Origin of the sequence: Streptomyces sp. NPDC052299 (assembly GCF_040679335.1) — a bacterium.
GTDB lineage: Bacteria > Actinomycetota > Actinomycetes > Streptomycetales > Streptomycetaceae > Streptomyces.
Genome location: NZ_JBFAUP010000021.1, coordinates 1 through 23,449, shown reverse-complemented (window position 1 = coordinate 23,449; position 23,449 = coordinate 1). Strand labels below are relative to the sequence as shown.

The window sequence follows — 23,449 nt, the reverse complement described above, 5'->3', positions numbered from 1 at the left end:
TCCGGAGCAGGCCGTCGACGCCCACGCCTCGCGTCTCCGAACCACCTGTGCCCGCACACGGTCGGCCCGCCGGAAGCAAGCCATCCCCGTAACAAGCCCCGCGCCCAGCCGCCGGGCCACTCACCGCTGAACCGATTGGACAGATCCCCCATCACCTTCGATCACCGCAGACACCGTGAACTCCTCGGCCGCCTCGACGCCTACCTGAAGGACGCCCAGAGGGCCCTCGACTCATGGAACGTCTACTCCGACGAGAACACCGACCTGGACGGCTGGCCCCACGACAGCCACGCCTACGGCCTGCGCGCCAGCCAGCGTGACGCCGAAACCCACACCGCGTTCGAACCTCTCCGCGACGAGGCCCGCCACCTCCTCGGCACCGCCGAGACACAGCTGACCCTGCTGCCAGAAGGCCAGGTACAGACCCGCTGGGTCTACCAGCTCGGCCTTCTGACCAAAGCCCTGGACCAGCTCGACGAGCTGGAACAGCAATGGCTGGAAACACAGGACTCCCTCCCCTCCGCGACGCCCGGCACCCCCGCGTACGAGGACGCGCTCGCCGAGCACCACGCCGAGGAGTGGCACGCCCTCGACGAATGGACCACCCACGGCAAGGTGATCCTCGAAGTCAACGCCGCTGCCCGAAAGGCCCCTTCACCACTGGCACCCCGCCCGGCCCTCGCACCCACTCCTCGAAGCCGGGCACGCACATGAACACCGCAGCCGAGACCGTCGAAGTCACGTACGTCGCCCCGCGTCACCTCGCGGGCAGCGGAGACCCCGCCTGGATCACCGTCCCTCTGCATCGCGCGTGCGGCTGGAGCCACGGCAACGACCCGCTGATGCCCCGGGTGCTGCTCTCCAGCCCCGACCAAACGGCCTTCCTACGGCTGGAGCCAGACCCGGGCGGCCAGTGGTGGAAGCTTCTCCACGCGGCCGGGCGCGACCAGCCCGCCTGGTACGCCAGCTTCGGCGGCCACACTCCGGTCGAGCTGATCGCCGCGGTCACCGACGCGCTCACCGACCCTGCGCCCACGAGCATCGGGTCCAATCCGTACGATCCGCTCGCCGAGGCGGGCTGGATCCCGGTGGACGGCCGTCAGGCGTACATCTCCCTGGACGACACCGTACGGGTGGAGCGAATCAACGCCAGCGGATCATGGCTCGTCGCCGTGACCGTGGGCGACCGGCCGGTCTGGGAGGCCCGGTTCGACGAGCACGCCCCCGTGCACCTGGTCACGGCGTTCACCACGGCGCTCGCCGATGTGAAGCCCCTCTGGCGTACGGACGGCGTGGAAAGACTGCCGACCCTCAACCCTGCCCTCGTGAACCGGCGCCTTCTCGACGTGCCCGTCGCCTACGTCGCCACGGCTCTGGAAGAACGCGTCGATGCCCTCGCGGCCCGAGGCCCCGCACCGTCAGCGAATCCGCACCCCTCGCCGCCGGCACCGCGCAGGAGCCCTCGCCGCCGCTGACCGCCTTCATCCCCTCCCGTACAGAAGCTGCCCTTGCCCCCTTCCTCCTCTACCGGCACCGACGGGTACGACCTCGTCCTGCGTCTGATGGCCGGCGCCCTCGCTGTCGTCGTTCCCCTCGCCAACCTGGCCTGGCTGGCCGGCAACACCGCCGCGGTCCTCACCGGCAGCCGCCGAGCCCCCTACCGCCCGACCGACGCCCTGCTGCACCCCGAGCAGGTCTGGCCCGACGCAGGAGAAACGTCCCTGCTCATCGGCGCCCGTATCGTCCCCGTCGCACTGCTCCTGGCTCTCGGAGCCGGCGCGGGCCTCCTGTGGGCGCGGCACAAGTCCCGCGCCGGAGGCCGGAAGAAGATCACCGACATGGCCAAGCCCCGGGACATCGAGCCCTTGCTGGCCAAGCAGATCACCGAAAAGGCGCGCGCCCTGCGCCCCAGCCTCAAGACCAGTAAGACCCTCGACGCGAAGGACACCGGCGTCCTGCTCGGCACCCTTCAGGGCACCCGCCACGAGGTGCGGATGGGCTTCGAGGACGTCGCCGTGGCCATCATGGCGCCGCGGTCCGGGAAGACAACCAGTCTCGCCATCCCCTCGGTCCTCGCCGCGCCCGGCCCGGTCCTGCTGACCTCCAACAAGGCGGCCGGCGACGCCTTTACCGCCACGCAGGAGGCCCGCGCCGCTGAGGGGCGGGTGTGGACGATGGACCCGCAGCAGATCGCCCACGCCGACCGGACGATGTGGTGGAACCCGCTTTCGGGCGCCACCACTCTGGAGGGTGCGAACCGGCTGGCCGGGCACTTCCTCGCCGCCTCGGTGGACGCCTCCCAGCAGGGCGACTTCTGGTCGAAGGCCGGCAGCAACATCCTCGGCCAGTTGATCCTGGCCGCGGCGCTCGACGACCGGCCGATCACCGACATCATGCAGTGGCTCGCCTTCCCCGCCGACCGCACCCCCCTCGACATCCTGCGCGACCACAACTTCACCGACGTCGCCGCTCAGCTCAAGGGCACCGTCGAAGGCCCCCCGGAGACACGCGACGGGATCTACGAAACCGCCAGGCAGTACGCCTCCGCCCTGCTGAACACCGAGATCGCCGCGTGGGTGACACCCCAGCAAGACGTCCGCGAGTTCAAGCCCGCCGACTTCGTCACCTCCACCGACACCCTGTTCCTACTCAGCAAGGACGGCGGTGGCGGAGCAAGCGCCCTGATCGCCGCGTGCGCGGACTCGGTGATGCGCGCCGCCACCACCCAGGCAGAGCGGGCGGGGGGACGCCTCGATCCACCCATGCTCGCGATCCTCGACGAAGCCGCAAACGTGTGCAAAATTTCCGATCTCCCGGACCTGTACTCGCACTTGGGCAGTCGCGGGATCATCCCCATCACCATCCTCCAGTCCTACAGACAGGGGCAGAAGGTGTGGGGGGACGCGGGGATGGACGCCATGTGGTCGGCCTCGACCGTCAAGGTCATCGGCAGCGGGATCGACGACCCGGACTTCGCGGACAAGCTGAGCCGCCTCATCGGTGATCACGACGTGGAGACCACCTCCACCTCTCACTCCGAGTCCGGGCAGTCCACCTCGGTGAGCATGCGCCAGGAGCGCATCCTGCCCCCCGACGCCATCCGCGCACTGCCCAAGGGAACAGCCCTCCTGTTCGCGACCGGCCTGCGCGCCGCCATGCTCGAGCTGCGTCCCTGGTACCAGGAGCCCGGAGCGGAAGAGCTCGCCGCGGCGTCCGCCCGGGCGTCGAAGGCGATCACCGCACGGGCCATCGCCAAGCACGCCCCGGCCCAGGCCGACTTCAAGAAGGCCGCATAGACCCCCGACTGCATCTCGTACCGGTCCGCGCCCGTGACGCGAAGGACTTCGTCCGCGCCTGGCACCGGCACCATCCACCGCCTGCGGGCCAGGTCTTCGCCATCGGCGCCGCCGACGAGGCCGGCATCCTGCACGCCGTGGCCATCGTCGGACGGCCCGTGGCCCGCCACTACGACAACGGCGCCACCCTCGAAGTCACCCGCATCGCCACCGACGGCACCCGCAACGCGAACTCGTTGCTCCTCGGGGCCGCGTGGCGGGCGGCCAAGGCGCTCGGATACACGCGTCTGATTACTTTCACCCAGGCAGGCGAGAGCGGCGCGTCCCTGCACGGCGCGGGCTGGCGCCTGATCGCCGAGCGCCCCGCCCGGACCGGATGGCACACCCCCTCCCGCCCTCGCCCCGCTCACGGCACCGACCACACTGCCCGCTTCCTCTGGGAAGCCGCTGAACCACCCCACCGGAGAACCCCTGAGCCCGCTCTACCCGCACGACCTGCAGGAGATAACCTCCCCCGGCGCCGCCCTTGACGCAGTGCTCGCCGACATCCGCCATCACCGCATCACCCCGGACCTCACCGGACTGCATCACGTCACACGCCACATCGAGCTGCTGTGTCAGCTCGCCGCGCGCACGGCCATCGATGTCGAGTACCAGCTCGTCCCGAACGGCGACGACCTTCCGCCGGCCGAGGCCCTCGCCGTCAGCACCGCTCACCTCGGCAAGGCCATCGCCCACTACACCCAGACCCTCGAACCGCTTCTGTATCTCCACACCGCCAGGCAGAAAATCCGGCGGAAGCACTGGCTCGCAACCGAGCACCGCGGCGTGGTGCACGTCCACCTCGACGGTGCGCGAAAGGCCCTGGCTGACGCACGCACCGCGCTGACGCCCCCGCCGCCGGCCGCCCCGGCCGCCCCGGTCGCGACCGGTACGAAGCCGCATGCTCCGGCGCCCAAGGGTCGGTCATGACCGCGCCGTCCGACGGGCTTCTCTTCGATGTGACCGCCTCCCCGACACCGGTGGTCGACAGGCTGCTCCGGCTCGCCGACCAGTACGTGCAGCACAACGACGCCATGGACCGCTACCTGATCCCCGGCAAGCACGCCGAGCCCGACGCCCACGCCGAATCCGCCCGCGCGCTGACCGCAGGGACGGGCGCCGCCCTCCATGCGGTCCTCGCCGAGCGGCTCTACGAGGGCCCCGACCTCTCGCACGCACTGCTCCGCCTCCGCCACCTGGCCTTCCTGAGCAACGCCTCCACCGAACAGAGCCCGCAGGAGGCCCGCAGGTTGACCGCGCTCGCCCCGGCGGACGCCGTGGACATCGCCGACACCGTTGCCCGTGAGATCCGCCGCCGATCCAGGGGCATCCCCATCCCCCCGGTCTCGGAACTGGTCGCCACCCATCGCAGCGCCCTGCGGGAAATCGCCTGCGGACACATCGCGGTCAGCACCGCCCTGGGCCGGCAGTACGTCCACTGCCACACCACGCCCCTGCGGATCAGCGCCCTACGGAAGCTGGAGAGCAACGGCCTGATCGAACGCGCCGCGAGCTCGACACCCTCCGTCTACGCACCAGGGGGACTGGAAGACCGGATCCGTCTCACCGCGGCCGGCACCACCGCCCTGGCCTCCGCCCTCGGCAACTCCCCGGTCACCCGACCGGACGCGGTGGCAGCGCCCGCCCCGGCCACCGTATCCACCCCCACCCGGACACGCTGACCTCGGCAGCACCATGAACGACTCCACCCCGCCAGAGGAACTCCTCCTACCCGGAGCCGAATTCACACGGCACAACGACCACCCTTTTCCCCAAGGACAGAAAATCTCCGATCAGCCCCAGTTCCGCGCACTTTCCCTCGGCGCCGGCGTCCAGTCCAGCACTCTCCTCGCCCTGTCAGCCGAAGGTATCCTGCCGAAGGTCGACTACGCGATCTTCGCCGACACCGGGTGGGAACCGCAGACGGTGTACGCACACCTGGACCGTCTGGAGCGGGAAATCGCCGAGCCTGCCGGAATTCCCGTGTTCCGCGTTTCCGCCGGGAACATACGTGACGATGCACTGAATCCGCATCACCGGTTCGCCTCGATGCCTCTCCACATTCTCAACCAGGACGGGCGTCCAGGAATGATGCGAAGGCAGTGCACCGGTGAATATAAGATTAAGCCGATCAAGCAGAAGGTTCGCGAACTACTCGGCTACCCCTACCCGGCACGCATACCCAAGGGAATCTATGTCGAGCAGTGGGTAGGAATCTCCACCGATGAGTTTCATCGCGCCAAGGACGCCGACGTCAAGTACATGCGCAACCGGCATCCGCTTCTGGACCTTGACTGGAGCAGGAACGACTGCATCCAGTATCTGACGTCGCTCGGCCTGGCCGATACCCCGAAATCAAGCTGCCTCGGCTGCCCTTTCCACGGAAATTCCCAGTGGCGTCATATCCGTGACACCTCTCCCACGGAATGGGCGGACGTCGTGGAATTCGACGCCGCTATCCGGAACGGCAACGCACGCGCCAACGAGGTGGGGAACCCGTTGCTGGGCCAGGCATTCTTGCACCGCTCGCGCGTACCGCTTGACGAGGCTCCGATCGACCACGTCACCGCCGCCGAACGGGCCGCCCTGCAGCCGCAGCTCACCGACGAGGAGGAACTGCTGGAGCACGGCGTCGTCGACGGCTGCTCACCCTGGGCCTGCCGCGGCGAAGCCGAGCCGTCACAGGACGGGTTCGACCTCACCGCGTAACCGCAGACCACAACAGACGATCCCTTGGAGCACCCCTGACCGATATGAGCGAGGCCCTCAGCCTCCACGACATGGCCAGCAAGATCGCACGCGTGCGCTTCCGCCTGCGCGCCTTGCGCCCTCCGTCGATTCCCAGTGTGAGCACTGTCTGCGAAATCCTCGACGACTTGTCCGATATCACTGCTGCAGCCAACCGGAAGCTAAAGAACTTCTCCAATTTCGCATCCCCCGGCGAGAAAATCTCGCTTTTCACCTCTTGCCATGTGCTCGATTCGCTAGGCGAATGCATGACCGAGCTTGGCAGGGTGAACGCGACGGTCCTGAACTACCACTTCCGGGCGAAAGACATTCAGGTAAAGCATGCGTTGAGCAGAAAAGGTAGTGACAGTAGCGCTGATCTTGAGGTGCCACTGAAGGACGCAAGCGAATACGTCTTCTCGGGGTTCGAGGTAGTAGACGCGCTTCTGAAAACACTGGAAGGCGATCTTCAGCGTAAGGCGATGAGTTTGGCCCCCTCCGTCGACAACCCCCTCCTCGCAGCATCCAAACCCCGCCAGGATCGCCCACCTCTCACCTCCACCACCTCCCCGGCACCCTCCGTGACTGCTTCCCGAACGACGAAGGGGCGGTGACCAACTGGCTAGCACCTTGATAATTGACCTATTCGCCGGCCCTGGCGGCTGGAGTCATGCACTGACAACCCTGGGCGCTAAGGATATTGGTCTGGAGTGGGACCAATGGGCGTGTAAAACAAGGTCATTGGCCGGCCAGGTGACGATCCGGACCGACGTGGCCCTCTACCCGACCTGGCCCTTTCTCGGCCGTACACGTGGGCTGATCGCGTCGCCGCCCTGCCAGGCGTGGAGCCGGGCCGGCAAACGCCTCGGCCTGCTGGACCAACGCCTCGTCCACCAAGCGGTCACCGACCTCGCCGCCGGCAGGGACACCCGCGACCGTCTCCTCGCCAACTGCTGCGACCCGAGGTCCCTGCTCGCGGCCGAACCGATGCGCTACCTGCACGCCCTGAACACCGTCGGGGACCCGGAGTGGGTGGTCATGGAGGAGGTGCCGGACGTGTTGCCCTTGTGGAGGCAGTACACGAGCATCCTGCGCGGGTGGGGGTTCTCCGCCTGGTGCGGAATCCTCAACGCGGCCGATTTCGGAGTGCCGCAGACCCGGCGGCGGGCGATCCTCCTCGCCTCCCGAACCCGTACGGCGTTGCCGCCCTCGCCCACGCATGCCCAGCACGAGGAATCGGAGAGCCTGTTCGGGCCCGGTCGTGCCCGTTGGGTCAGCATGGCCGAAGCCCTCGGCTGGGGCGCCACCGCCCGGCCCGTTCCCACCGTGTGCGCCGGTGGCGGAAGCGGGGGCGGGCCGGAACCCTTCCCGTCCGGCTCCCGCAAGGCACTGTCCACCGCCCGGGACCACGGCGCCTGGCTCCCACAGCCGGACACCACCCCCCGCTCCCACCCAGATGGTGGTCGGCTCGCCGACGGCACCGGCCGCTGGGACTGGTCGCTGCGCAGCAACAACCAGGTGCACGCCACTGTCCGTTCGCTGTCCGAGCCGGCGGGCACGCTGTTCTTCGGGCACCGGAGCAACGAGTGCACCTGGGTCGCGCAACCCTCCCCGACACTCGACGAGCCGGGACCGCGGGCGGCACCAAAGCCGATCCGGATCACCGCCCAGGAGGCCGGCATCTTGCAAACCTTCCCCGCGAACTACCCCTGGTCCGGGAACCAGAGCGCGCGGTTCTCCCAGATCGGCAACGCCGTCCCCCCGCTTCTCGCGGGCCACCTCCTGGCCCCCCACCTCGGTGTCCCGCTCGACCCCAACGACTTCACCCTCGCCGCCTGATGCCCCAGACCCCAGAGCCCCACCCTGCCGATCTCGCCGCCGTCGTGCCGCCGTCCCCGGTGTTCCACGCCGAGCAGGCCCTCCTCGGAGCCCTCCTGCGCGAACCGCACCGACTGGGCGACGTGACCGGCATCGCCCCCGACTCCTTCTCCACCGCCGCTCACGCCGCCCTGTGGGCCGCGATCAACGCCCTGCCGGCACCCGACCCCGCCACGCACGCGAAGGACACCACCTGGCACACCACGGTCCTCGCCGCCGCACGCGAACACGCACGCGGGCTGACACCCACCTACCTCCACACCCTCATCCAGCACTGCTCCTGGCCCAGCCACGCACTGGCGTACGCACGCATGATCGAAGCGGACCACTCCGGCCGCCGCCTGAAGTCGGCCGCCGGACACCTCCTTCGCACCGTCCGCGACACCTCTCTCCCGCATCGCGTGCAGACCACGCTCGCCGAGGTCGACGCCCTGGCCGCGGTCGTGGACGACATAGCCATCCGCTTCCCCCCACGCGCGGGCGTACGACCTCCCCCGGCCCTAGACCCGGCCCCCCTCCCGCTCGATGCCGAGGCGGCCGAGGAGGAGCGGCTGCTGCTCGCGACGGCCACCGCCCGCCCCGACACCATCGCCGCCCTGCGGTGGCTACTCCCCGACGACTTCGTCCTGCCGCTGCACGCCGGCCTCTGGCAAACGCTCTCCCTCCTCGCCCGCCGCCACGACCCTGTCGATCCCGTCACCGTCCTCTGGGAAGCCCAGCAGCGCGGGGTACTGGATGACCGGACTCCTCCCCGCGACGTCCTGGAGCTGCTGAGCGAAACGTCCGGGGCCGCGGACTACTGGGCCGAACGCGTCCTGGAGCGCTCCCTGCTGACCACCGCCGAACGCACCGCCCAGCGCATCGAGCAATACGCCACGGCTCCGGCCACCACACCGTTCCAGCTCGTGGTCGGCGCCCGCCGAACGCTCGCCGACCTCGGCGCCGTACGAACCCGCTGGCAGCACGCCACCGGCACCGCACCGCCGCCACGGCCTCGCCCGGCAACCGCCGCGCGTGCAGGCCCTCCGACCACGGCTGTGCGCCCCGCACGCGCCACCCGATAACCCCCGCCCCGGACCACCGACCATGCAGGTCGGGTCACCGGGAGAAGAGAAGCCGCCCCACCGTGCCTGACTCCATCGACGCCTTCGTCATCCTCGCCACCCACCCCACGCACCGCCTCGCCGTCACCGCCGAGCTGAACGGCTCACAGGCCCATATCGCCCGCGCGGCGCTGCAGGCCGCCGGCTGGACCGCCATCACCGACACCCTCCTTGTCCTGGCCCGCATCGACCACGAGGAGCCCTACTGGGCCAAGCAGGCCGCCAAGCGACTGACCGCCGAAGGCATCACCGTTGAGATCACCCCACGGCTCAGCGCAGCCATGGACCAGGAGAGGACATGGGCCCACCACCTGGATCGCGGCCTCACCTCCGGCGAGATTCGCGCGCGCTCCGACCGAGCGCAGAAGATCCACGACGACATCCTTCACGGGGAACTCGTCATCCACGCCCACGCCCACGACGGCCACGACATGGCCGCGGTCGGCACCTACCGCACAACCCGCAAACGCAGATCCGTCCATCTCCGGGGCGAGAACCACCTCCGCAGGGTGACCGCGCACTTCGCCTCCCCGGCCCAGGCCATGCGCGCCTTCGAAGAGACCCACGCCCACCGGATGCACCCCGGCCCGGCACCCCTGACGTACATCGAACGGGAGGCGGCACAGGCCCGCAGCAACCTGGCGCTCCCCGAACCGGACAAGACGACGCCGCCTCTCCCGGAGCCGGAGGCCGTCCCCGTCTACGCGGCCGATCCCGGCAACCACGACGCTCTGCTCGACGACTTCCTCGATGCGCACGACACCTGGCACAAGTGGCGGCCACGCGACGAAAGCACCTACGCGGTCCACGAGTCCCAGACCTTGCGCATCGAGCGCGTCCACGAGCCGCTGCCCGGCGAGCACTCGTGGACCGTCGCCGGGTACGAGTCACCTGTCTCCGACCGCATGTGGCACCTTGCCTTCCCCGACACCACACCCGAGCCAGTGGTCCGAACGCTCCTGGACAGCCTCTCCAGCGGCGACCACAACCTCGCGCTCGGCAGCCCCATCACAGCGAAGACCGTCGCTCAGGCCGTCGAGCCCCTCACGCAGGCCGGATGGGAGAACACCATCGACGGTCGCTGCATCCGCTGGGCCAGCCCCCACGGCGGCGTACAGCTCGACACCTTCGCCGCCCAGAACCCCTACCTCAACCCCACCTGGCTCATCTGGGCCGGGCCCAACCCCCAGCACGCCACCTGGGTCGTACACGCCTCGGCATACACCCCCGCACAGGTACTTACGGAACTCGTCGAATGCCTCGCCCCGGAAGCCGAACGCGAGATCGACGTTCCCACAACTATGCGTGCGGCGAACCGGACTCAGCCCAGTGTCACTCTTCCGGCAGCTCCGACCGCGATCAAGGCGCCGCCGGGCCCTTCCCGTTAGGCTGCGCGGAGCCTTTCGATGAAGTCATCGACCCCCGTGACCTTCCGGTAGGGCTTGAAGGCCGGCGCGAGTTCGCGAACCTGTGCCACGCAGCGTTCGGCGCCGATGCGGTGCGCCAGTTCGAGGGCTTCTTGCGTGACGGCGAGGGCGTGCTCGACGTGGCGGGACTGCAAGAGCCCTCTGGCCTGGTACGTCAGGAAGATGCCGCGTGTTTTGTCCCGGGCTTTGGGCAGCAGGCTGAGGCCCTCGCGCATCTTCGCCGAGGCGTCGTCGAGCTGGCCGAGGTCGAGCAGGCATTGACCGGAGTCGACCGCGAGGTCGGCGGCGCTCATCCATGAGCACCAGTTCGGTGCGACATCGACGGGCTGCGCCGACAGGGCTGTTTCGGCTGCGGAGAGATCGCGGTAGCAGAGGGAGCGTTCCCCGAGCGCGGCGTAGGCCCTGGCCCGGCGGAGGAACAGCAGCGACCGGGCGGTCGGGTGTTTCGTGCCGGTGATCGCGTGTCCGAGCTGGTCCACGGAGACGTTCGGTTGTCCGAGCCAGTTGGACTGGTAGGCGAAATCGGATAGGACGCCGGCTCCGAAGTCGCGGTCGCCTGCGGCGTGGGAGGAGTGCAAGGCGGCCGTCCACAGCTTTCCCGCCGCGTAGTGCCTCCCTTGGTCGAACCGGTACCAGCCGCATGTGGTGGACAGGGACGCGGCAAGGCTGTGCAGCCGTGTCGTAGCCGTCCCGGTGTGGCGTCCGCCTTCGATCAGGTCGGTAACGGTTTCCAGGTGGGCGTCCATCATCTTGATGGTGTGCTGTCGCTGTTCGGTGGGGAGGCCGGTCAGTTTCCGGCTGCTGTCCTCCAGCCAGTCGATGAGTTCGTGATCGGCCGTCGTTCTTCCGCTGAGTGCGGAGGCCAGGTGGTCCGGGTCGATCGAGACCCATTGGGCCCCGAGGCCGGCCAGAGCGGCTGCGCTGTAGGTCATGAAGGTGCGGCGATCCATGGCGGCTTTCTGTGCGTCGCGAAGGACTTGAACGGCGTATCCCGACCCCAGCGGCAGAGGGATCTCCGAGCCGGGTAACCAGTCCGGCCAGCCGTACCGGTCCACGTCGGCCACGGGCACGTCGAACACTTCGGCATCGGCCATGAGGAGCTGGGTCTCGCGGTTCGGCCGCTGAAGCCAACGCTCATACCGGCTGATGGTCGTCTTGTCGGCACCAGAGCGCAGCCCGCGCTTCCGGGCGGCCCGGTCCAGGAGATGGGCCAGCTCGTTCTGGGACAGATCGTTGACTTTCCTGGCGTAGGCAAGCGGGTGCCGGATCGGGTTGTCCACGCCTCGATTCCATCATCGACCGTGACAGCGACTCTACCGTCAGCGACGGCGAATCTACCCCGCATCTACAGGCAACTTCTTTTGCGTTGACGGCGGTTGGGCTGTACTCGACGCGGATCGAGCAGGTTCCGCTCGAAGCCGGAAGAAGTCCTCCAGGAAACGACAGCCCCGGCCATCGGCCGGTGGCTCGCGCGCTCCCGGGTGACGGCTCGATCCGGACGCATCTCCCCCTGCGCTCTCATGCCGGAGCGCGAGATCGTGAAGGGACGCCCATGCCCAGACCCTCCGCTCCCCCGCCGGGGGACACCGCTCGACGCAACCGGTCTGTCCCCCGGCTCGTGGGTGGAGCCGGCCGGTCGTCTGGCCGGCCGCGCATCCTGATCGACGGACTGGACCTGTCGGGTAAGACGACTCTGGTCGACGCTCTGCTTGCCATGTGCGCCGCGCAAGGGACGGCAGCTGTACGCCACCGAGGGATGCTCGCCGAGCACCACCCGCTGGAGAGGCTTTTGAAGCGGCTGCCGCTGGCCCACCAGTACGAGTCGAGCGGTATCACCACCGCCTATCTCGTCGGGGGGTTCGCCCTGGACGCCCTGCTGGTCCGCGTCGACCCGCCGCGGTGCGGCGACGCCGTCCTGGTCCAGGAAGGCTACGTGGATCGCACCATGGCCGTCGGACTGGCCGGCGGCCCCTTCCTGTCGGCCGCCCTGGCGCTGTGGGCCGCGCGCTATTTCGCCGCCTTCGACGTCGCCGTATACGTACACGCATCCCCCGAGGCGCGGCGCGCCCGGATGCGGCGGCGTCAGCGCGTGGACGTCGGTGACCGCAACAGCGTCGAGGAAGGCTTCGCGGGCCGTTTCAACTCGGCGCTTCTGCACCACCTCGGCCGCCGGCACCGCACGGTGCTGGTCTTCGACACGGAGCAGTACTCCCCCCAGGAGATGGCCCGGCAGGTCCTCTCGGTTGCGGGACTGCTGTCGGAGGAGACGCAACGGCCCAGCGGCGACGGCTTCGAACTCGTCGGGCCTGCGACGCCGGCGTCCTGAGTCCCATCCGGCAAACGAGCGCGTGAGCGAGGAGGACCGCCATGCCCGGATACACCACCCGAGTATCACCGGACCTGAAGGCGTGCATCGATCTGATCGTCCGTCCCGGCCGGTACCCTCTGGCCCCCGACGTCACCGAGGTCCGGCTGGAGCGCGTGGCCGGTGCGACGTCCGGGCGGATCGGCAAGGACACGATCACCAGCCCGGACGCGCTCCGCCAAGCTCTGCGCACAGCGCAACAGTCCTGTCCGTATCCGTTGTTGGTGAGCGTGAACCAGGAGGGGGGCCGGCTCAACGCACTCGACTGGCCGCAGGTGGCCCAGCTTCCCGCCAACCTCGCTCTCGGTGCGGGCCGGAGCCCGGAGGACGCCGAGCTGGCCGGGTCGGTAATCGCGGGCCAGCTGCGGGCTGCGGGACTGACCTGGAATCTGGCGCCGGTGTGCGATCTTGCGACGTGGCCGTCCGTGCCCGCGGTCGGAACGCGATCCTTCGGCTCGGACCCGGAAGCCGTGGCCGCCATGGCGGCGGCCTACGTCCGGGGCCTGCAGGGCGGCAAAGTCGCGGCGACGGCCAAGCACTTTCCGGGACTGGGCGGAATCGCGGTGGACCCCCACCACGGCGCCCCCGTCACCGAACGGCTCCCCCACGGAGCGCTGCTGCCTTTCCGGGCTGCGGTGGAGGCCGGGGTGGCGAGCGTGATGGCCGGCAGCCACACCGTGCGGGCCCTTGACGACCGGCCCGCGCTCGCCTCGCCACGCGTCCTTGGACTGCTGCGGGACGAGCTCGGCTTCACCGGCGTGATCGTCAGCGAGAACCTCTCGCTCCCCGCGGTGCACCAGCCGTTCGGCGGACTCAGCGAAGCGGCGGTGGCAGCCGTTGCCGCCGGCGTGGACCTCGTGATGCTGGACAGCGAGATCTCCCGCGGCCACCAGGACTTCGCCCAACGAGCGGCCGACGTGCGGCGTCGCGCGCTCGTCACCCAGGCTCTGTGGGAGGCGGTGCGTGAGCACCGGGTGAGTCAGGACCGGATCGAAGAGGCCGCGGCCCGGGTGCGGGCGCTGCACCACGCCTACGGTCTTGGAGCCGACGCCGTCCTTCCGTCGTGGGAGGGGGCGAACGCGGCGGCCGGGCACGCGGCCCGGCGCATCGCGGGCCGGTCGGTGGCCGTGGTGCGCGGTCGCCATGCCCTCCCGCTCCCCTCCACCAAACCGGTGCTTGCGATACGCGTACCGGACACCGGGGAGCGCCGTGCCGACAGTGCCCGCCGGGCCCCGGATCACCTGCCCGACTCCCTCACCCAGCACCGGCCCGTAACGTCTCTCAGCCCGGGTTCTGCCGTGCCGCCGGGAACCGGCACGGTCGTGGTCTACGGGTACGACACGGGCAGCGGTGCAGCAGCCGAGACAGCCCGGTGGGTCGGTGCCGGGCGTGTGGTCGTCCAGGTCGCTCTCGGTGATCCGGACGACTTGGTCGGCTCGCCTGCCGATGTCCTGGTAGCGGCGTTCAGCCCGCACCGCTCCAGCGCCGAATCGGTGGCGGACCTCCTGCTGGGCGGCAGGGCTCCCGGCCCTGCCGATGTTCCCGTAGGAGGTGCGACATGGCGATAGCTGTGCGCCCCGAAGAACTCACCGACTACCTGATCCGCCTGTACTTGGCGGCGGGAATGACCAGGCGCGGAGCGCGAACAGTGGCCGGCGCGCAGGTTGAGGCCGACCTCCGGGGTGTTGTCGGTCACGGCAGCAGGCTCGCTCCCGGGTATGTGGCCAAGCTGCGCTCCGGCCATCTGACAGCCCGGCCGAAGATGACGCGCCGACCGGCGGGGGCCGGCTGCCTGGTCCTGGACGCGGACCGGGCACCGGGTGCGCTGGCCATAAAGCACGCGGTCTCGTTCGCGGCCACCGGGGCGCGCCGCCAGGGCGTCGCGCTCGTCCTCGTGCGCAACGCCGGCCATGCCGGGGCGCTCGGTGTGGGAGCCGCGCAGTTGGGCCGGCGGGGGCTGGTCGGGGTGCTGGCCGCCCAGACGTCCGGGCCCAGCGTGGCCGTCCTGGGCGGGCCGGGGACAGGGCTGCTGGGCAACTCGGCGCTGGCTGTGGCCGTTCCTGGTCCCGATCCGCAGCGGCCGGTGCTGCTGGATATGGCGGCCGGGTCCATGTCCTGGGGCCGCCTGCACGAGCATGCCCGCACCGGCCGTCAGCTGCCCGAAGGCTGCGCGCTCGACCAAGGTGGGCAGCCGACCCGCGACCCGGCCCGGGCCGCCGTTCTGCTGCCGTCCGGCGAACGGGCCCAGGCGCTGGTCATCGTGCTGGAGCTGCTGGTCGGCGCGCTGACCGGAAGCCCCGCACTGCCCTGCGGGGACGAAGGCCGGGGTCTGCTGTGTCTGGCCATCGCACCTGCCCGTCTCGGAACCGGTGGTCAGCTCACCGCTGCCGTCGCCGAAGTCGCCCGTGCCCTCGGTGAGCACGGCGCCCGGCTGCCCGGCCAACGTGCCTGGGCCCATCACGACCACGCCGCCACCCGGGGCATCCGCCTGGCCGAACCGGATCTGGCCGCGCTGATCGCCGCCGGCGACCCGCACGTGCCCCCGCCGCCCGCCTGGACCACCCGCCACAACGACCGCACCGACAACTCCACGGAGGTACTGCTGTGACCACGCACGCCACACCGCCCACCACCGCGGCCATGGCCCGGCTCCTCGCCGCCGGCCCCCGAGTCCTTCACGACCGGGGACTGCGCGCGGACGCCGCCCAGGTTCTGCAGAGTGCCCTGGACCTTACGGACCCGTACCCGGTGGTCACCACCGCTCGCCGCCTGTGCGACGGGGTGCTGGAACTCGCCCTGGCCGACGTCGTCGACCAGCGGCTGCTCCACGAAGTGACCGGCCGACGCATCCCGTTGCAGGAACTGCCCTCCCGGACCGTGCGCCCGCTTGCGGCCCGCCACCGACTCCGTCCGGACCAGGCCGACGTGCTGCACTTCGTGCTCCGCTGCACCTTCGCCTACCCCGGCATCGTCGGCACCCCCGACGCGCCGCTCGCGCTGAAGACCACGCTGCCCGACGGCTTCAAGCCGGTCGCCACCGCCCAGGAGATCGCCGCCACCCAGGCGATGGCCGGCCCCGACGGGTTGAACACCAGTTACATGGTGTCGCAGATGAAGGGCGGGGTCTCGGTCGACTTCGGGATCGGCTGCCCGCTGATGTGCGCCTATTGCTACCGGCGCGAGGGCGACACCGTCGATGGCTACCTCGGGTCGTGGGAACCCACCGGGTTCCTGACCGCGGACCAGGCTGTCGAGCGGTTGCTCGCCCACCCCTGGTTCACCCCGCACGTCACCCCGATCGGTCTGCACATGTCCACCAGCGAGGCGTTCCTGCCCAAGCTGTGGCCCAGAACGTGGGCCGCCCTGCAGCTCCTGGACCGCCTGGGACTGACCAACCGCGTCTCCTGCATCACCAAGTACACGCTGTCCGACGAGCAGATCGCATGCCTGGAGTCCCTCGTCAACGTCGACCTCGACGTCAACGTCTGCTATGCCGCGATGCCCGAGGCGATCGAACCGCCCAACCGCAAACGGCGTCTGGACTTCCTGCGCCGCATCCTGGCGTCGGACCGGATCAACACTCTCGCCTACTACCGGCCGATCGCCGAGGGCATCAACACCACCGACGCCCACCTGCGCCACGTCTGGGAAACCTTCAAAGAGGCGGGTGCCCGCACGATAGTCCTCGGGGGTCTCAAGTTCGGTGACGACCACGTCCACTCCTTCATGTCCTACGGTCTGCCGCTGCCCAGCGGGTCGTTCACCCCGGGAAAGAAGTTACTGACCGGCGCCACCGAGAAACGCATCATGACCGCGTTCGACGAGGTGTACGCCGATGTCCCCGCCAACGAACGACCGGCCGTCCTCAAGCGCTCCTCCTGCGGGCGGTCGGTCGAGCGCGGTAGCCACATCCCCGACTACAACGGCCATTACGACCTGCCCCAGACCAACTGCCGCCTGCGCTGCCCCACCGCCCAGCACGACGTGTGCGCGGCCAGCCAGGCCCCTGACGAGGAGACCGTCCGCCAGCTCCTGGCCCGCATCGACCGGGAAGGAACGCCGGTCGACATCACCCCCTCCACCGTCGTCGTCCACGCCGACCTCAGCCCGTTCGAGCGCACGTTCCTGCGCCAGAGCCTCCTCCACCCCGTCCACACGGCCCGCCAGGCCGCCGACCTCGTCGCCGGAAGGATCTCCGCATGACCACCCTCCCCGCACCGCGCACCTACCTGCCGCTGGCCCAGTCCCCGCTACTCACCGCCCGTACGTACCGTGCTGACGCCGAACTCGCCGTCAGGCTGGCCCACCAGGCATTACCCGACCCGGCCACCATCCGCTCCCTTCTCCACGTGCGCGCACCCGAGGTGGCCGACCAGATCACCGCCGCCCTGGAAGCCCGGTCCGACCTGACCCCCGCGGCACTCGCCCTGCTGGTCGCCCACCGCCCCGAGTCCAAGCCGGCCACGACCCGGCTCAAGAACCTGCTCTTCCCCGACCCGGCCGCTGGGTGCCACACCTTCGCCCGCACGATGGCCCAGCTCGCCCACCGCCCCGAAACGATCGACCACCCGTTCCTGGCCAGCCCCCGCTTCGCCGAGGCGGCTGCCACCGTGAACCCCCAGGCGCTGAACGACCTCCTCGCGCCCCTGCTCGCCGCCCCCGTCCTGACCGGACCCGCCGACGCGGCCCTGGGCGCCCTCATCCAGGCGCGCAGCGCGGCACAGATCCCGGAGAGTGACCTCGACCAGGCCGCCGCCCGCGCGAGAGAACGCACACGGCGCAACCGGATCGGCGCCGAACTCACCGCCCGCCGCGAGGAAACGATCGCCGCTCTCGCCCAGCACACCGGCGGCCTCACCCTGGCCGCCACCCTCTGGTTCGACGCGCTCGCCGAGGCCGCCGACACCCCGCAGAACGCCGGACGCGCCCTGGCCACAGCCCTCCTTGCCCCGGACGCGCTCGCCGCCGACGTGGTGCCCGACTGCCCCTGGCCCGCCGTCCAGGCCCGCTGGCAGCAGCTTCGAGCCGCCGCTCGCGCCGCGAGTCGGCACCCCAAGGTCTGGTCCCCGGCCTGGCAGAAGGCCGCCACCACCGCAGACGGCTCCACCTGGGACCCCAGCCAACGGGCACTGATTGCCGGGTACGACCTTCTCGCCGAGCACGTCCGCACCCACTACGCCGAAGGTCCCGCTCCCGCCCCCGAGCGGTGCTGGGCCTCCGACCCGGCAGGACGCGCCCTGCTGCACACCATCGCGGACCACCTCACCGGCCACCTCGGTCACAGCCCGCTGCCGCACTTCGACGACGCCCTGCTCATCACCTTCGTCCGAGCCCACGCCAAGAACAGCCGGGACAAGATCCCCGGAGCCCTGCACATCCACGGCCTGATCGCCGCGCTCAAGGCAGCCCGCTCGAAAGCCGCGCTCCTCGCCCTCGCCCAGACACCCGATGCCGGCATCGTCATCCCCATGTGCTCCGAAGCCGGACGGCTCGCGCCCGCCTCACCCGACAACCCCGACGGACTCGACGCCCTGGCCGCAAAGACCGCACAGCTCGCCTGGCTCCTCGAAGCCCGCCCCGACGCCCGCGCGCACCTGCTGCTCATCGACGAGGCCCCCGACGGCGCTTCCGCACAGGCCGCCCAGGACCTGACCGGCTCCCACCCCCGGATCAGCATCACCATCGCGCACCGAGCGGAAGAGAGCAGCAGCAAGGGCGGAGCGGTGCTGTGGGGCCTCAACCAGCTGCATGCCGCCGGCCACAACACCCTCGCCTACACCGACCTCGACCTCACCTACCCCCTCGACCAACTCGGCCTGCACCTCGAAGCGCTCACCCACGCCCGTGCCGGGGCAGTCATCGGGTCGCGCCGCAGGCCCGACGCGCACGGCTACTACCCGCCTGCCGGCCCCACGCCCGCCACCCTGCTCTACACCCAGGCGGCCAACGAACTCCTCAATCTGAAGGTCACCGACCCCCAGGCCGGGTTCAAGGCATTCACCCGCACCGCACTCGCCGCCGCTCTGCCCCAGGTCACCGATCACCGGCTGTCCTTCGACACCGACCTGCTCGGCGCCCTCCAGCACACCGGCAACCACATCACCGAGGTCGGCATCGCCGCCCTGCACCGCTACGTGGACGGCCAGGTCGGCACGCCCCGCGACTACGACACCATGCTCGCCGCAGTCCACCAGCAGGCCATACGCCACGGCCTCGACCCCAGCAACCGGGCCACCCCGATCTGGGACCGGATCCGCGAGGCCGGCTCGCTGAGCGCCGCCGCGGCCCCCAAGCCACTCCCTGTTTCGATCACACCCCCCGCCGCCTGATCCAGAGAACGCACCCCGCCCAGCCGCCTCGCTCAACTGCGATGGCGGCTAGGCTGGTTGAGTGTCACCGCCGTGGGCTGCGGGTCCACAGAATCCGCGCACGGTATGCGTAGACTGTCGCGCCTATCCCGCCCCGCCGGGCCCTGCCGGAGGACCACAGGCAGAGCCCGCACCCACCCGAAGGGTCCGCGTGAGTCGCGCCGTCATCGCCGTAGCCGGCATGGGAACCCGCTTCTTCCCCATCGCCAAATCGGTCAACAAGTGCATGCTGCCGGTACTCGACCAACCCGTCCTCGCCTATGCGGTCGCCGACTGCCTGGCAGCGGGCGTCCGCGAGATCGCGATCGTCACCTCGCAGGGCGAGGGCGGACGGCAGGTCCGCCACTACTTCACCGAAGACCACGGCATGCGGGACTACTTCGCCGCCCGCGGCTGGCAGAAGAAGTACGAACCGATCGCACACCTCCACGACCAGGCGGACTTCCACTTCATCGAACAGCCCCGCGATGGCGACCGGTACGGAACGGCCCTGCCCGCCATCCTGGCCGCCGACTTCATCGGCGACCAGGACTTCTTCCTCATCGCCGGCGACGACCTGCTCCTGCGGACCGACGGCGGATCCGACCTCGCCGACCTCGCCGCCGCCCGCGACGCCGCCGGCACCGCGGGTGCCGTCGCCGCCGCCACCGTCCCCGGCAGCGACGCCCACCGGTACGGAATCCTGAAACCCCGAAACACGAAGGACGGCCGGCAGGTAATGGACGACCTGCTGGAAAAGCCCACCGCCTACGGCGCGCCGACGGCCTACATCAACATCAGCCGCACCCTGCTTCCCGCCGAGGCCACCGCCTACTTCGAGAAGCTCACCCCGGCCGCGAACGGCGAGTACCAGGCCACCGACGCCATCACCGCCTTCGCCCGCGACCACAACGTGCTCATCCACCCCGTGACCGGCCAGTACTTTGACTGCGGCAACCCATCGGGCTGGCTGGCCGCCAACAACGCCGTCGCCCTCCAGTCACGGACGGACTCATGACCACGACGGGCGCCGTTCCGGCCGTGGCGATCCGCACGTGCGCCGCCATCATCGAAAGCAACGAGATCTGCCTGATCCGCCGGGCCCGCCCCGATGGAGACCAGTACTCACTGCCGGGCGGACTCCTCCACCCGGACGAAGAAGTACCTGTCGCGCTCGCCCGCGAACTCAAGGAAGAGCTCGATCTCGATGTCACCGCCCTCCCCGACCGCCCCCGCTTGCGCTGGGCGCAGGACCAGATCACGACACGCCCCGGCAGAACCGGCACGTTCCGCCGGCTCCACCTCATCCATCTTCTGACCCTCCCCCGCCACGTCCGGGCCGCCCTCCCCACAACCGAGCAAGACGCCGAAGACGTCACCAGCGTGGTCTGGGTCCCCCTCGCACAGGCCGCGCGCCACCACCTCTACCCCGCCATCGGCACTGCGCTCAGTGAGCTGACCGCACCCGCCGGCCCGCCCAGCGACGTACTGCTTCCCCCGATCACCGACCAGACGTACACCTGGCGCTGACCAAGCGGGTGGCATCCGCAGGACGGAGAACAACCGACTGAGCCGAACGATTCGCGCAACTTCCCCCGCACTTGCCCCACCGCCAAATGAGTGAAGCGCACCCGCCTTCTGCAGCGAACACCACCCCGTGCCCTAGGATGCGACTGCGGTCTGACCGCCGCTCCCCGGAGACGATTCGGCCCTCCACGCTCGGGTGAACCGGTCATCCACTGAACTACCGTGCACCTCACCGGATCTCACTTCGTACGTCCTGGGCCGAGACGTGTTGGAGAACCATGAGCGCACATCCTCACGGCCTGTACTCGCTCCGACGCCGCTACACGGGCGAAAGCGCACAGCAGGCCCGCCGGGCAGTTGATGCACTCAAGCGCGGCGAGTCAGTGATTCCAGAGGCAGCCTCGCCTGCGCAACGCAACCTGGAAGCGCAGGTATTGCTTGCCCTCCTAGAGTTCCGGAATGTATACACGCGTTTCCCATTGGGTATCAAGTCGGTCCACCCCGAGCCCTATAGCATCGGCCTCGCAGTGGAGAGCGAAGAACGAGCAGCCGAGATCCTCTTCAATCTTCTCCCGTCGTACGGCTCGGACAACGAGATCCATGGCGTGCCCGGCCTGCGCATCACCCGGCGCGACCGGACAGCGATCGAACTTCAGGTACTGGGAGAGCCAGCTCGATTGCGACTGATGGGGCTACCAGCCAGACTCTGGCGCAGCGCCGAGACAAGCATGCTCACCAAATGGATCGACCCAGATAGCATGCACCTGTGCTGGCGTTCCTCGCGCAGGTCTTGGACCGTGGCGGAACGGGAGCATCATGCTCAATGGGAAGACGGCAGCGACCGTTACGTCCAGGTGAAGCGACAAGGCGCCTGGCTGGGCAGCGGCCTGCTCCGTCGCACTGCTCTCCTGCACACTGTCTCCAACACCTTCCTAGTTGACGGGTATCGAGGCGCCGCATTTGACGTAGAGAGGCTGGTCCTGCGCTCTACGCACGCACGCCAGCAGGGGCCAGGACCGCATAACGTCATCGCGGCCTTGATTGACCGCGTGTGCGGCCTGCCACTCTCCCTGAAGCGATTTCGCGGCGACACCGACGAGAACTACGGCGGCGATCAGCAGTTCACCCTCGGAGACGCCAGCAAGACAGCCGTGCTGGAAGTCCGAGCCACCGTAGAAGGGCCTCCCTCCCGCCTCGCACCGAATCTATGGCAATCCATTCTTCAGCGCATGCCCCAGGAGGGATTCACGAGTGAATTGTCCCCCAGCGTCCTCGCTGGGCTGTGCGGGCCTGGGACCCCACAGCGGGTGAGGCAGCCTAATTCGAGTCGGTAGCGGCCGGAAGCCGGCCGCGCAACATAGCGTGGGATCGCCGGTCAGCCAAACCGGCGATCCCACGCATGATAGATAGTCCACCGCCACGCCCCACCCGCACGTCGAAAGGCTTCGTCCCACCAGCACAGAACAGCACACGAAGCGGCATGACCGAGAAGCCCGCAGGCGATCACGCTGCTGCGTAGCTCGCCCGAAACAGCTCCTGTGCCCGCTCCACGTCCCGTGGGGTACGCAGCTGCACCTCCAGATCGCCCGTCCCGTGGTGACCGAGCCCGGATACGTCCCGGGTGAAGCCCGGAACCAGGTCGACTTCCTTCGGATCGACCTTCAAATAGACGAGCACCTTGCTGCGCTGCGGCGGGCACATGCAAGCAAAGTTCCGCAGCCGCTGGTACGCCCGGTACGTCTTGCGCTCGACACACTTCACACTGTCCCCGAGCCCGAGCAGCGCCTCGTCCACCGCACCCGCCAGCTCCACCATCGACGCCCCCTGGTCGTCGGCCGCTGCCTGAGCGACCGCCCGCCGGCGAGCCCGCCGGGCAACGCGCACGCCGCCGCTCACCGAAGCCACAGCCTCAAGCCCGAGCATGTCGCTGCCAAAGAGCCGATAGCGGACCAGGTCGATCGACCGCCGGTGCTCACGCACGGCGTGCACGTCGTAGCGCGTGAAATCACCGGCGATACAGATGAGGCGCGGGTCGCTCCACAGGACCTGGGACGCGGCCGTCACTCCGTACCGGTCGCGGACCAGGTGCTCGAAGTCCGCCCGGTGGTCCATCAGCCACGCCAGGTAGAACAATCCTTGATGGATTACGCCGGCGTCGACGCCTCGCTTGTACTCCACGATGACCGGCGAGCCGTTCTCGTCCAGCCCGAGCGAGTCGATCCGGCCCCCGTGCAGCGGTCCGGTGCTGTACTCGCGCGCCAGGAAGCGCACTCCCAGCAATGTCTCCATGTGCGCCTCGACGAGACCCTGCACATCGGCCTCGATCTCAGCAAGACGCGGCATGACCTCGGTCATGCCGCTATTTGTCGTGTCCGTACGGAACAGCTTCAGGCCCGACCTCCCCCTCAACCAGGAGATCCATAACGTCGAGCCGATGCCAGATTGTTTCCCCGATGGACTTCGAGGGTGTGAAGATGATGTGAGAAGCTACGCCCGGGTCACCGAGAGGCAGCCACGTCTCACGGTTCCCAGGGGTCGCCAGATCCCACATACGTCCCACAGGATCGTGGGACGAGCGCCCGGAAGACTGCGTTTTCGCAGGTCAGCCCCCGTAGCTCAGTGGATAGAGCAGGTGCCTTCTAAGGGCTTGCCGGGAAACAAGTCGTGGCTTCCGGCTGTGGGGCTCGTTGGTCTGGTATGGGGAGACCGGAGGGGATCGAGGCCGTTCTGGCGGCGA

21 protein-coding genes are annotated in these 23,449 nt (G+C 69.4%); 19 read left to right on the top strand and 2 right to left on the bottom strand.

Annotation, left to right across the window (positions count from 1 at the left end):
- Window positions 1-135 precede the first annotated feature (135 nt).
- The 11 genes from AB0L33_RS28910 (at window position 136) to AB0L33_RS28860 (ending at window position 10,434) form a co-directional block, all read left to right on the top strand.
- On the top strand, window positions 136-714 hold the full coding sequence (locus AB0L33_RS28910) for a hypothetical protein (protein WP_365686121.1): 579 nt from the start codon (window positions 136-138) through the stop codon (window positions 712-714).
- A complete protein-coding gene (locus AB0L33_RS28905) occupies window positions 711-1,475 on the top strand; it encodes a DUF317 domain-containing protein (protein ID WP_365686120.1) in 765 nt (254 codons plus the stop codon). The genes AB0L33_RS28910 and AB0L33_RS28905 overlap by 4 nt, the downstream gene beginning before the upstream one ends.
- A 33-nt stretch (window positions 1,476-1,508) precedes the next feature.
- Window positions 1,509-3,296, top strand: a complete 1,788-nt coding sequence (locus AB0L33_RS28900; protein ID WP_365686119.1) for a TraM recognition domain-containing protein — start codon at window positions 1,509-1,511, stop codon at window positions 3,294-3,296.
- Window positions 3,293-3,826, top strand: coding sequence for an XF1762 family protein (locus AB0L33_RS28895; protein ID WP_365686285.1), 534 nt, complete (start codon window positions 3,293-3,295; stop codon window positions 3,824-3,826). The genes AB0L33_RS28900 and AB0L33_RS28895 overlap by 4 nt, the downstream gene beginning before the upstream one ends.
- A gap of 4 nt (window positions 3,827-3,830) precedes the next feature.
- On the top strand, window positions 3,831-4,268 hold the full coding sequence (locus AB0L33_RS28890) for a hypothetical protein (protein WP_365686118.1): 438 nt from the start codon (window positions 3,831-3,833) through the stop codon (window positions 4,266-4,268).
- On the top strand, window positions 4,265-5,020 hold the full coding sequence (locus tag AB0L33_RS28885) for a hypothetical protein (RefSeq protein ID WP_365686116.1): 756 nt from the start codon (window positions 4,265-4,267) through the stop codon (window positions 5,018-5,020). Before AB0L33_RS28890 ends, AB0L33_RS28885 begins: the two co-directional genes overlap by 4 nt.
- A 13-nt stretch (window positions 5,021-5,033) precedes the next feature.
- On the top strand, window positions 5,034-6,047 hold the full coding sequence (locus AB0L33_RS28880; protein WP_365686115.1) for a hypothetical protein: 1,014 nt from the start codon (window positions 5,034-5,036) through the stop codon (window positions 6,045-6,047).
- 71 nt (window positions 6,048-6,118) lie between these two features.
- A complete protein-coding gene (locus AB0L33_RS28875) occupies window positions 6,119-6,679 on the top strand; it encodes a hypothetical protein (protein ID WP_365686113.1) in 561 nt (186 codons plus the stop codon).
- A gap of 16 nt (window positions 6,680-6,695) precedes the next feature.
- Window positions 6,696-7,904: a DNA cytosine methyltransferase gene (locus AB0L33_RS28870; RefSeq protein WP_365686112.1), complete on the top strand. Its 1,209-nt coding sequence runs from the start codon at window positions 6,696-6,698 to the stop codon at window positions 7,902-7,904.
- Window positions 7,904-9,007 carry a DnaB-like helicase N-terminal domain-containing protein gene (locus AB0L33_RS28865; RefSeq protein WP_365686110.1) on the top strand — a complete coding sequence of 368 codons (1,104 nt, stop codon included), beginning with the start codon at window positions 7,904-7,906 and terminating at the stop codon, window positions 9,005-9,007. The genes AB0L33_RS28870 and AB0L33_RS28865 overlap by 1 nt, the downstream gene beginning before the upstream one ends.
- Window positions 9,008-9,069: 62 nt before the next feature.
- Entirely contained in the window at window positions 9,070-10,434 is a 1,365-nt protein-coding gene (locus AB0L33_RS28860; protein WP_365686108.1) for a DUF317 domain-containing protein, read from the top strand.
- Here AB0L33_RS28860 and AB0L33_RS28855 read toward each other — a convergent pair.
- A complete protein-coding gene (locus AB0L33_RS28855) occupies window positions 10,431-11,753 on the bottom strand; it encodes a helix-turn-helix transcriptional regulator (RefSeq protein WP_365686106.1) in 1,323 nt (440 codons plus the stop codon). The genes AB0L33_RS28860 and AB0L33_RS28855 overlap by 4 nt on opposite strands.
- Window positions 11,754-12,229: 476 nt before the next feature.
- Between AB0L33_RS28855 and AB0L33_RS28850 the strand changes: the two genes are divergently transcribed.
- The 8 genes from AB0L33_RS28850 to AB0L33_RS28815 all read left to right on the top strand — a co-directional run bounded on the left by AB0L33_RS28850 (window position 12,230) and on the right by AB0L33_RS28815 (window position 22,046).
- On the top strand, window positions 12,230-12,799 hold the full coding sequence (locus tag AB0L33_RS28850; RefSeq protein WP_365686104.1) for a hypothetical protein: 570 nt from the start codon (window positions 12,230-12,232) through the stop codon (window positions 12,797-12,799).
- Window positions 12,800-12,840: 41 nt separating this feature from the next.
- Window positions 12,841-14,406 carry a glycoside hydrolase family 3 N-terminal domain-containing protein gene (locus tag AB0L33_RS28845; protein ID WP_365686102.1) on the top strand — a complete coding sequence of 522 codons (1,566 nt, stop codon included), beginning with the start codon at window positions 12,841-12,843 and terminating at the stop codon, window positions 14,404-14,406.
- Window positions 14,397-15,446, top strand: a complete 1,050-nt coding sequence (locus AB0L33_RS28840) for an Ldh family oxidoreductase (protein WP_365686101.1) — start codon at window positions 14,397-14,399, stop codon at window positions 15,444-15,446. The genes AB0L33_RS28845 and AB0L33_RS28840 overlap by 10 nt, the downstream gene beginning before the upstream one ends.
- Window positions 15,443-17,041: a hypothetical protein gene (locus AB0L33_RS28835; RefSeq protein ID WP_365686099.1), complete on the top strand. Its 1,599-nt coding sequence runs from the start codon at window positions 15,443-15,445 to the stop codon at window positions 17,039-17,041. Before AB0L33_RS28840 ends, AB0L33_RS28835 begins: the two co-directional genes overlap by 4 nt.
- Entirely contained in the window at window positions 17,038-19,167 is a 2,130-nt protein-coding gene (locus tag AB0L33_RS28830; RefSeq protein ID WP_365686097.1) for a hypothetical protein, read from the top strand. The genes AB0L33_RS28835 and AB0L33_RS28830 overlap by 4 nt, the downstream gene beginning before the upstream one ends.
- A 190-nt stretch (window positions 19,168-19,357) precedes the next feature.
- Entirely contained in the window at window positions 19,358-20,203 is an 846-nt protein-coding gene (locus AB0L33_RS28825) for a sugar phosphate nucleotidyltransferase (protein WP_365686095.1), read from the top strand.
- Window positions 20,200-20,715 carry an NUDIX domain-containing protein gene (locus AB0L33_RS28820; RefSeq protein ID WP_365686094.1) on the top strand — a complete coding sequence of 172 codons (516 nt, stop codon included), beginning with the start codon at window positions 20,200-20,202 and terminating at the stop codon, window positions 20,713-20,715. The genes AB0L33_RS28825 and AB0L33_RS28820 overlap by 4 nt, the downstream gene beginning before the upstream one ends.
- A gap of 275 nt (window positions 20,716-20,990) precedes the next feature.
- Window positions 20,991-22,046, top strand: coding sequence for a hypothetical protein (locus AB0L33_RS28815; RefSeq protein ID WP_365686093.1), 1,056 nt, complete (start codon window positions 20,991-20,993; stop codon window positions 22,044-22,046).
- Window positions 22,047-22,215: 169 nt separating this feature from the next.
- On the opposite strand, the gene AB0L33_RS28810 is transcribed toward AB0L33_RS28815, so the two are convergent.
- Window positions 22,216-23,067 carry a DUF5655 domain-containing protein gene (locus AB0L33_RS28810; RefSeq protein WP_365686091.1) on the bottom strand — a complete coding sequence of 284 codons (852 nt, stop codon included), beginning with the start codon at window positions 23,065-23,067 and terminating at the stop codon, window positions 22,216-22,218.
- Between the last annotated feature and the right edge of the window lie 382 nt (window positions 23,068-23,449).

Coding starts and splice junctions, on each gene's coding strand:
- AB0L33_RS28905 (WP_365686120.1), top strand. CDS start 711: ATGAACACCGCAGCCGAGACCGTCGAAGTCACGTACGTCGCCCCGCGT.
- AB0L33_RS28885 (WP_365686116.1), top strand. CDS start 4,265: ATGACCGCGCCGTCCGACGGGCTTCTCTTCGATGTGACCGCCTCCCCG.
- AB0L33_RS28880 (WP_365686115.1), top strand. CDS start 5,034: ATGAACGACTCCACCCCGCCAGAGGAACTCCTCCTACCCGGAGCCGAA.
- AB0L33_RS28875 (WP_365686113.1), top strand. CDS start 6,119: ATGGCCAGCAAGATCGCACGCGTGCGCTTCCGCCTGCGCGCCTTGCGC.
- AB0L33_RS28865 (WP_365686110.1), top strand. CDS start 7,904: ATGCCCCAGACCCCAGAGCCCCACCCTGCCGATCTCGCCGCCGTCGTG.
- AB0L33_RS28850 (WP_365686104.1), top strand. CDS start 12,230: ATGCTCGCCGAGCACCACCCGCTGGAGAGGCTTTTGAAGCGGCTGCCG.
- AB0L33_RS28845 (WP_365686102.1), top strand. CDS start 12,841: ATGCCCGGATACACCACCCGAGTATCACCGGACCTGAAGGCGTGCATC.
- AB0L33_RS28840 (WP_365686101.1), top strand. CDS start 14,397: ATGGCGATAGCTGTGCGCCCCGAAGAACTCACCGACTACCTGATCCGC.
- AB0L33_RS28830 (WP_365686097.1), top strand. CDS start 17,038: ATGACCACCCTCCCCGCACCGCGCACCTACCTGCCGCTGGCCCAGTCC.
- AB0L33_RS28820 (WP_365686094.1), top strand. CDS start 20,200: ATGACCACGACGGGCGCCGTTCCGGCCGTGGCGATCCGCACGTGCGCC.
- AB0L33_RS28815 (WP_365686093.1), top strand. CDS start 20,991: ATGAGCGCACATCCTCACGGCCTGTACTCGCTCCGACGCCGCTACACG.
- AB0L33_RS28810 (WP_365686091.1), bottom strand. CDS start 23,067: ATGACCGAGGTCATGCCGCGTCTTGCTGAGATCGAGGCCGATGTGCAG.